The sequence below is a fragment of the Pontibacterium sp. genome (assembly GCF_041587635.1).
Lineage (GTDB): Bacteria > Pseudomonadota > Gammaproteobacteria > Pseudomonadales > Balneatricaceae > Pontibacterium.
Map to the genome: position 1 here is coordinate 1 of NZ_JBFGYC010000119.1, position 8569 is coordinate 8569.

The 8569-nt window shown below is 49.8% G+C and carries 6 protein-coding genes and 1 tRNA gene; 1 reads left to right on the plus strand and 6 read right to left on the minus strand.

The window, feature by feature from the left end:
* Positions 1–283 precede the first annotated feature (283 nt).
* A complete protein-coding gene (locus ABYW01_RS08135; protein WP_372831979.1) occupies positions 284–1888 on the minus strand; it encodes a tetratricopeptide repeat protein in 1605 nt (534 codons plus the stop codon).
* Between the two features lie 290 nt (positions 1889–2178).
* Here ABYW01_RS08135 and ABYW01_RS08140 point away from each other — a divergent pair, with 290 nt between their 5' ends.
* Positions 2179–3102 (plus strand): histone deacetylase family protein, encoded by a 924-nt coding sequence (locus tag ABYW01_RS08140; RefSeq protein WP_372831980.1) that lies wholly within the window; start codon positions 2179–2181, stop codon positions 3100–3102.
* Positions 3103–3204: 102 nt separating this feature from the next.
* Here the strand turns inward: ABYW01_RS08140 and ABYW01_RS08145 are convergent, their stop codons facing one another.
* From ABYW01_RS08145 to ABYW01_RS08165, 5 genes are all read right to left on the minus strand, one after another.
* Positions 3205–4506, minus strand: coding sequence for a sodium ion-translocating decarboxylase subunit beta (locus tag ABYW01_RS08145; protein ID WP_372831981.1), 1302 nt, complete (start codon positions 4504–4506; stop codon positions 3205–3207).
* Between the two features lie 11 nt (positions 4507–4517).
* Positions 4518–6302: a sodium-extruding oxaloacetate decarboxylase subunit alpha gene (gene oadA, locus ABYW01_RS08150; RefSeq protein WP_372831982.1), complete on the minus strand. Its 1785-nt coding sequence runs from the start codon at positions 6300–6302 to the stop codon at positions 4518–4520.
* 54 nt (positions 6303–6356) lie between these two features.
* Positions 6357–6599: an OadG family protein gene (locus tag ABYW01_RS08155; RefSeq protein ID WP_372831983.1), complete on the minus strand. Its 243-nt coding sequence runs from the start codon at positions 6597–6599 to the stop codon at positions 6357–6359.
* Between the two features lie 263 nt (positions 6600–6862).
* Positions 6863–8323 (minus strand): tRNA uracil 4-sulfurtransferase ThiI, encoded by a 1461-nt coding sequence (thiI, locus tag ABYW01_RS08160; RefSeq protein ID WP_372831984.1) that lies wholly within the window; start codon positions 8321–8323, stop codon positions 6863–6865.
* 149 nt (positions 8324–8472) lie between these two features.
* A tRNA-Arg gene (locus ABYW01_RS08165) sits at positions 8473–8549 on the minus strand.
* Positions 8550–8569: the final 20 nt, after the last annotated feature.

An 8569-nucleotide genomic window follows, 5' to 3' on the forward strand; every position in this document is an offset into this window, starting at 1 on the left:
AGGTGAGTTGTGCTTGTATTGTGCAACATTGTTTAACATTTGTAAACATGGGCGGGTATCAATGAGACAGTATGGGTAAGGCCCGGAGCTATCTCATGACCCAAGGAGGCCTCATTCGATAAATCACCTATCTTAAGCTAGGAAACTGGTTAAGGATTAAATTTTGGTGGGGAACTTGGTGGGGATAACCGACAAGCAATAAAATATATTTATTATATTTCAATTATTTACAGCTGCTATTCGCCGTCTCTCTGGGACGCCATTCCAACACCCCACCCAATCATCACTTAAGCAAGGCGCCTAAAGGCCCCGATGGTAAGCCATCAATATCCTTATCGCGTAGCGCCAACAGCATCTTCTGCTTTTTAGTTGCTTCAGCAGACAACCTCAGCTTTCCTGCCAAGTGCATATTACGATCAAACATAATTAAGCGAGCATCACGCTTCGCCTTATCATCACGCGCAAGCTCAAGATACATCTGCGCCAAGTTACATAACGCATCGCCATTGGCATAGTCGTATTCCAAGGCCAAACCAAAATGTCGCAGCGCTTGGGACAAACGACCATTGGTATAATGCTTCACACCTTGACGGTTCACCTTAAGGCTCATACTCGAGTCTCGTTTAACGCCACCGTCTTTCTCGACCTTCTGCTCAACCTTCTCCACAGACTTCGCGATAACCTGCCCGGAGAGGAGAGCCTGCTCTTGCCCCAGATTCAGAGGCTCTTCCAATGCGTCGTTCTCTCTCTTGGCTTCCAAGGCAAACTTCTCCGCCTCAGTCTCCCTCTCTAAAGAGCGGGCCATCTCGGATTTAAGCAACGCAGCCTTCACCTTAAGTGACTTATCGTCCTTAAACTGAGACGATGCCTGCTGCAACAGCCCTTCAAATCGCCGCTCTGCATCCAACAGCTGATGCTCATTGAGCGAAGAGACCCCTAGCCGAAGCACATTCGCCATCTTCAAATAGGGCTCCGGAGATTTGTAGCAACTCTTCTGACCCAAGGTAATAGAGCGCCGATAAGCCCCCTCAGCCACATCCAGATGACGTGTTTGAGTCGCCAACCGTCCCAATTCCATCTGGCGTGGTATCCCCATCGGCGACTTAGAGGTTGCAAGCCTCACAATTTCACGCGCTTCATCCAACTCACCTTGATGTTCATGAGCCCGAGCAAGCATGTCATAAGCCCCCATATATAGGGGATTTGCAGCGATGATATCTTGCAGTAAATTGACGGAATCGTCGGGATGCCCCAAGAATACCAGAGACTCCGCCCAGAACAGCCCTGCTTCTTTATCTCGGGTTCGCCAATACAGCTCTTCAGATAGCTTGCTGAGCTGCTCATAACGCTTCAGTTTACTTAACACCGAACAGGCAACCAGCTGAGCACCGTCGTAATCCGGATCATCTGTTGAGAACCGCGTCAGACAGAAACGTATCGCGGCCTCATAATCCCCGGACTCCATTGCACGATCAATTTCATAAAACCGCGCACGGCGAACCATCAGCGCATCAAGACGGCCCTTTAACTTATCAACAGTAAAAGGTTTGGTAATCAGAATATCGGGGTGGCTATCTATAGCGTGCAGTATCGCCTCCTGAGAGGCATCACTGGTCATAAAAACCCAGCTGGCACTGGGTTTCATATAGCCACGAAAACGTGCCTCCTCAAGCAACTGGATACCTGTAAAGGAGTCACTGACATTGTGGCCAAGAAGAACGATATCGTAGTCATGACTAGCAATATCGGCTAGAACACGATCACTGACGGTCGTTGCACGGACATTAACAATACCCAGAGAGCGCAACATGTAAAAAACGGAGGCACGCATATTCCCGCTGCTTTCAACGAGTAGAACACGCTTATCCGAGTAATCAATTGTTGCCACTTTCCATACCTATGCACACCGCAAGGCTTCCAGATGCACTAAGTGACTGGAAGTATAGGGAAAAGTGTATCAGCTTATAAAAAAAAAGCACCGTACGTAGGGTGAAACGCACGGTGCCAAGACAGTTCTATGCTGTGAAAACTATGCTAACGATTAAGTGCTCAGAATCTAATGACATAGGTCAAAAAAAGCACAGCAAAGCCATAACCCGAGTAAAATAAGACGTTTGGATAAGGACAGCAGCAATCGGATTTCTTTAAACTGAAAGAAAAGGCTGAAAACAAAAAGACATGACGACAGCATTTATCTCCCACGAGGACTGTGGGCTGCACAATATGGGCCCTGAACACCCAGAGGCGCCAGTACGCTTACTTGCCATACGCAAAGTACTGGAAAAAACCGGCCTGATGGCCGAGCTTGATCAACAACAATCTGTGCATGTAACCGCGCAGCAGATCCAGCTCGCCCATGCAGAACTGCACCAAACCCGGCTTGAGATGAAGCTGCCAAAGGAAGGGATTTTTTATGCCGATGAAGACACCGCGCTTTGCCCGGACTCCCTCCATGCAGCCAGTCTTGCAGCGGGGTCAGGGATACTGGCGGTCAATCGCGTCCTGGAAGGAAAAGCGCAAAACGCCTTCTGCGCAGTGAGACCCCCGGGTCACCATGCTGAACACAATATCCCCATGGGATTTTGTTTCTACAACAACATTGCCATCGCCGCCATCCATGCTCTGCAGCAACCGGGTATCAACCGTGTCGCCATCTTCGATTTCGATGTGCATCACGGTAATGGCACGGTGGATATCTTTAAAGATCGTCCAGAGGTTCTGGTCTGCTCCAGCTTCCAGCACCCGTTCTATCCAGAACGCTACAGCGAAATCAAGCGTGACAATATCGTCAACTGCCCGATGGATGCTCACTCTGGAAGTGCAGTTTTTCGACAACTAATAGAAAGCCGATGGCTCCCTGCAATTCAGGCACACAAACCCGATATGATTTTCATCTCAGCCGGTTTTGACGCCCATCATGAGGACCCAATGGCGGACATTAAGCTGGACGAAGAAGACTATCGCTGGGTTACCAGCATGCTCACGGACAGTGCTCGCACATACTCTGAAAACCGTATCGTCTCAATGCTGGAAGGCGGCTACAATCCAGTCTCACTCGCATTCAGTGTACAGGCGCATATGGAAGTACTCGCCGAACATTAGGTCCGGAGGTTAGAAACGGGCGCCTCTATTGACATCATTTGGCGCCCATACAGACACAAAAAAAGCTGCCCGAGGCAGCTTTTTTGTTTTCAGATGCGATGATCAGCTTACGAACTTGATCATCACACCAGCAGCAATCGCTGAACCGATTACACCCGCAACGTTCGGACCCATAGCATGCATCAACAGGAAGTTCTGAGCGTTATACTCAAGACCAATCTTGTTAGATACACGTGCAGCCATTGGTACCGCGGATACACCCGCTGAACCGATCAGAGGGTTGATCGCATTACCACCCATCATCTTGTTCATCAGCTTCGCCATCAGGACACCTGCCGCAGTACCGATACAGAATGCAACGATACCCAGAGACATGATACCCAGAGTCTGAAGATCCAGGAACTTGTCTGCAGACAGCTTAGAACCAACGGACAGACCCAGGAAGATGGTAACGATGTTGATCAGAGCGTTCTGAGCAGTATCACTCAGGCGATCTACCACACCACACTCACGCATCAGGTTACCGAAGCAGAACATACCCAGCAGTGGCGCAGCATCCGGCAGCAACAAAGCAACCAGAATCAACAGCACGATTGGGAACAGGATCTTCTCCAGCTTAGTCACGTGACGCAGCTGATGCATCATAATCTTACGCTCAGCATCTGTCGTCAGCGCACGCATAATTGGCGGCTGAATCAACGGCACCAGAGCCATGTAAGAGTATGCAGCTACAGCGATCGCACCCAACAGGTGGGGCGCCAGCAAGCTGGTCACGTAGATCGCTGTCGGGCCATCAGCACCACCGATGATACCGATCGCCGCCGCTTCCTGGATATTGAAATCCATAATGCCCATAGCGGACATACCTACGGCACCCAGAACGGTTGCGAAGATACCAAACTGAGCAGCAGCACCCAGGAACAGGGTACGCGGATTAGCAAGCAGCGGACCAAAGTCGGTCATCGCACCAACACCCATGAAAATCAACAAAGGTGCAGCGGTGGAGCCAATCGCGACGCTATAGAAGTTATACAACATACCGTTGGCATAACCACCATCAAGCGCGGCGTTGATCGCACCCTGATGCTCAGCAGCTGTGGAGCTGTGATAAGCGTGCAAAATGTCGTGAGGATCTGTGCTGGCAATATTCAGCGCAGCCGACATCGCATTCATGACTTCCGGTACAGCGAAATGCACGGCATTCTCTACTGCAGAGTAGGCCAGACCGGCTTCCGGAATGTTTGCCATAATGCCACCGAAACCTATCGGCACCAACAGCAGCGGTTCGAAATTCTTTTTGATGGCTAAATACAGAAGTAATAGACCAACAAAAATCATTACGACCTGACCGCCAGTGATGTTATAAGCACCAGAGGCAAGAAACAGTTCGATTAGTTTTTCCATTGAGGAATACCTTACGCCAGAGACAGCAGGCTATCGCCAACCTGAACAGCATCGCCTTCTTTAACGTCAACAGTCACTACTGTACCTGCTCGTGCAGCACGTACTTCAGTTTCCATCTTCATCGCTTCCAGAATCACTAGCACGTCGCCTTCCTGAACAGCCTGACCAGCAGATACTTCAACCTTCCAGATGTTACCAGCAAGAGGGGCAGGTACGTCTTCACCAGCACCAACTGGTGCAGCAGCAGGTGCAGCAGCAGGAGCTGCAGCCGGAGCAACAGCAGTGATATCACCACCTTCCGCTACCTGAACTACGTAGTTCTGACCGTTAACAGTGATAGTGTAAACTTCCGGGCCGGATTTCTTAGGTGCAGCCATTGCTTGTGCGTCCTCTAGTGTCGGTGCAGGTTCAAATGCGTCAGGATTACCGCGGTTTTCAAGGAATTTCAGACCAACCTGCGGGAACAGGGCGTAAGTCAGAACGTCATCAATTTCGTTCTCACCAGCAGTCAGGCTAATACCCTTCTCGGACGCCAGACCTTTCAGTTCACCTACCAGTTTGTCCAGTTCTGATTCCAGCAGGTCTGCAGGGCGACAAGTGATCGCTTCACCGCCGTCCAGTACACGTGCCTGCAGCTCAGCATTGTAAGGCGCAGGTGCAGAACCGTATTCGCCTTTCAGAATACCCTGAACTTCTTTAGAGATTGTTTTGTAGCGTTCGCCCATCAGGACATTGATTACCGCTTGGGTACCTACGATCTGAGACGTTGGCGTTACCAGCGGAATCATACCCAAGTCTTCACGTACACGTGGAATCTCGGCCAATACATCATCGAACTTGTCGGATGCATTCTGTTCACGCAGCTGATTTTCCATGTTAGTCAGCATGCCACCCGGCACCTGAGCAACCAGAATACGGGAGTCAGTACCACGCAGAGAACCTTCGAAACCAGCGTATTTCTTACGTACCTCACGGAAGTAAGCAGCGATCTCTTCCAACTGCAGCAGATCCAGACCGGTGTCGCGATCGGTGCCTGCCAGCGCAGCCACAACAGATTCGGTTGCCGTGTGACCGTATGTCATAGACATAGAGGAGATAGCTGTATCTACACGGTCAATGCCCGCTTCTACCGCTTTCAGAATGGTCATGTCGGACAAACCAGACGTTGCGTGCGCGTGTAACTGCACCTCCAGGTCGGTCTGCGCCTTCAGGCGGGATACCAGATCAAAGCCATCGTAAGGCGTCAGAATACCTGACATATCCTTGATTACGATGGAGTCAGCACCCATGTCTTCCAGGGTTTTAGCGTACGCTACCCAGGTGTCATTGGTGTGAACAGAGCTCTTGGTATAAGAGATAGTGCCCTGAGCGTGTTTACCGGTTTCCTTAACCGCCTTAATAGCAGTTTCGAGGTTACGCGGATCGTTCATTGCGTCGAAGATGCGGAATACGTCCACGCCGTTTGTTGCAGCTCGTTCTACGAACTTATTTACAACATCATCAGCGTAGTGACGGTAACCCAGCAGGTTTTGACCGCGCAGCAACATTTGCTGTTTGGTGTTTGGCATCGCCTGTTTCAGCAGACGAATGCGCTCCCACGGGTCTTCACCGATAAAACGGATGCAAGAGTCAAAAGTAGCACCGCCCCAGCTTTCTAGGGACCAGTAGCCTACTTTATCCAGCTTTTCCGCAATCGGAAGCATGTCTTCAACTCGCATACGAGTAGCAAACAGAGACTGGTGTGCGTCACGTAGTACTACATCAGTAATGCCGAGAGGTTTCTTTGCGTCGGACATGGGTAATGGCCTTCTGTCGATTAATGCAGGTTATTCTTTATTAAGCCGTTCTTATTAGTTTGAACGGTATTTGTGTACCACAGCGGTCATCACTGCGATCAGCTCATCATTGTTACCAGCAGCGGCAGCCGGAGCTGCTTTTGCCTTAACTGGCTTTGGCTGAGGTTGCTCGGGAGCAATCTTAGCGACCAGCTTTGACATAGCCGTAGTTGCAAATACGAGCAGCGTCAAAAAGACGACAACGAAGCCCATACCGAAGATCATCAAATTGATGCCTTCTGAGACGATATTTTCCATCTATGGATGCTCCTTTCTATAACGAAACCCAACACTGCTTACAGCAAAATCCGCCGAAGGATCACCCGGCAGACGCTATAGACAGCGCATAAACTGGTTGCAAATGGATCACAATTAAACCTGAAATGCAGATTTCAGGCAACCAAACGGCGGCCATTTTAGACAAAAGTGCGCAACTTTTCAGCGTATTGTCGACACTTTCTGTAAAAATGTTGATCTTTGTTCTGAGCCTCTAAGAGACAACTCAGCGCCAGACCGCGCAACTACTGAACAGCAGGGCGAAACACCTTGATGTTCTGATATCCACTATCTTGCAGCTGCTGGGCATGCATCTGGCTCATCACACCCTTCTCACAGTACAACAAGTATTCTTTTTCAGACTCAAGACCATCAACTTTTCCACCCAGACTATAAAACGGGATGGCCAAGATTTCACAGCCCGGCATATTCAGAGGTTTCTTCTCTTGCTCATGAGGCGCACGAATATCAATAATCACCTGATTTTCAGAGACCTTACTCAGTGCTTCCACTTTTGCATGGCTATTAATATCCTCAACAATCTCGTCGATAGAGATCACTTGCGCGGATTGAAGCGCCTTTTCCAAAACCTCTTCGTCGAAATTAGACTCTTCCTCTTCCAGGCGATCAATCTTGGCATGCGTCGTCGGGCGATCAGAGATCACACCGCAATACTCAGGCATGCACTTGGCCAGATCATAGGTACCAATCTGTTTGGACACATCGATAATGTCCTGCTTATCCATAACCACCAGGGGGCGCACCACCAGCTTCTGGGTGGAGGCATCAATCAACGCCAGGTTCGGCAGGGTCTGACTTGATACTTGCGCAATACTTTCACCGGTCACAAGGGCATCGATCTTCATACGATTGGCAACCTGCTCACCCGCACGCATCATCATACGCTTGAGCACGACACCCATATGCGAGTGATGCACACTTTGCAAAATCTCACCAACGACCTCTTCAAACGGCACAGTGATGAATTTTACGCGTCCGGAGGAACCGTATTTCTGCCATAAGTACAACGCAATCTGCTTAACACCGATCTCATGTGCAGCACCGCCCAGATTAAAAAACAGGAAATGGGTCTTACAGCCACGGCGCATCGTCATATAACTGGCAACAACCGAGTCAAAACCACCGGAGATCAGAGACAGCACCTCTTGCTGACTGCCCAGTGGATAACCACCGAGCCCCTTAAAGGTGTCACGGATGATATAGAGCTTATCGTCCTTAATCTCCAGATCCACCCACACCTCAGGATTATGAACATCCACACCCGCCGCTTCAGTATGCTCACGCAGGCCGCCACCGACATAGCGCTCTAGCTCCGGAGACTTAAAGTCATGCTGACCAGCGCGCTTCACACGCACTTTGAAGGTCTTACCCTTAATACGTTCAGCATATGCCTCACGGGTGAGCTGAAATACGCTATCGAAGTCACCCAGAGGGTATTCCTGCACTTCAATAAAGTACTGCACGCCTGGTGTCCGCTGAAGCACGTCAACAATCAGCTCACGCATCTCAGCGTCGTCACCTGACAAGAAGACTTCAACCTTGTCCCAGTGCCCCTGAACTTTAATATCAGCACAGGAACGCTTAAGAATGTTATGGAGATTGGATTGCAGACGCTGAATCATCCGTTTACGAACTGGACGACTCTTGATGGTAATCTCGGGAAAGAGTTTCGCAATGAACTTCATCGATGTAATGCCCAACGAGGTAAAAAACAGAAGCGGAATTATAAAGCGTTAGAACGAGGTAATACAGAAGCGAGGATATAAAGCGTTAGTACAGGATAATAAAGAATCAGGTGTGTAATGCGTTGGTGCGAAGTAATTCATAAGAGGAGTGGCGCGCCCGAGAGGATTCGAACCTCTGACCCCTAGACTCGGAATCTAGTACTCTATCCAGCTGAGCTACGGGCGCCCGGAGACCTGGTGTCGTAC

Coding starts and splice junctions, on each gene's coding strand:
- ABYW01_RS08155 (WP_372831983.1), bottom strand. CDS start 6,599: ATGGAAAATATCGTCTCAGAAGGCATCAATTTGATGATCTTCGGTATG.
- ABYW01_RS08140 (WP_372831980.1), top strand. CDS start 2,179: ATGACGACAGCATTTATCTCCCACGAGGACTGTGGGCTGCACAATATG.
- ABYW01_RS08145 (WP_372831981.1), bottom strand. CDS start 4,506: ATGGAAAAACTAATCGAACTGTTTCTTGCCTCTGGTGCTTATAACATC.
- oadA (WP_372831982.1), bottom strand. CDS start 6,302: ATGTCCGACGCAAAGAAACCTCTCGGCATTACTGATGTAGTACTACGT.
- thiI (WP_372831984.1), bottom strand. CDS start 8,323: ATGAAGTTCATTGCGAAACTCTTTCCCGAGATTACCATCAAGAGTCGT.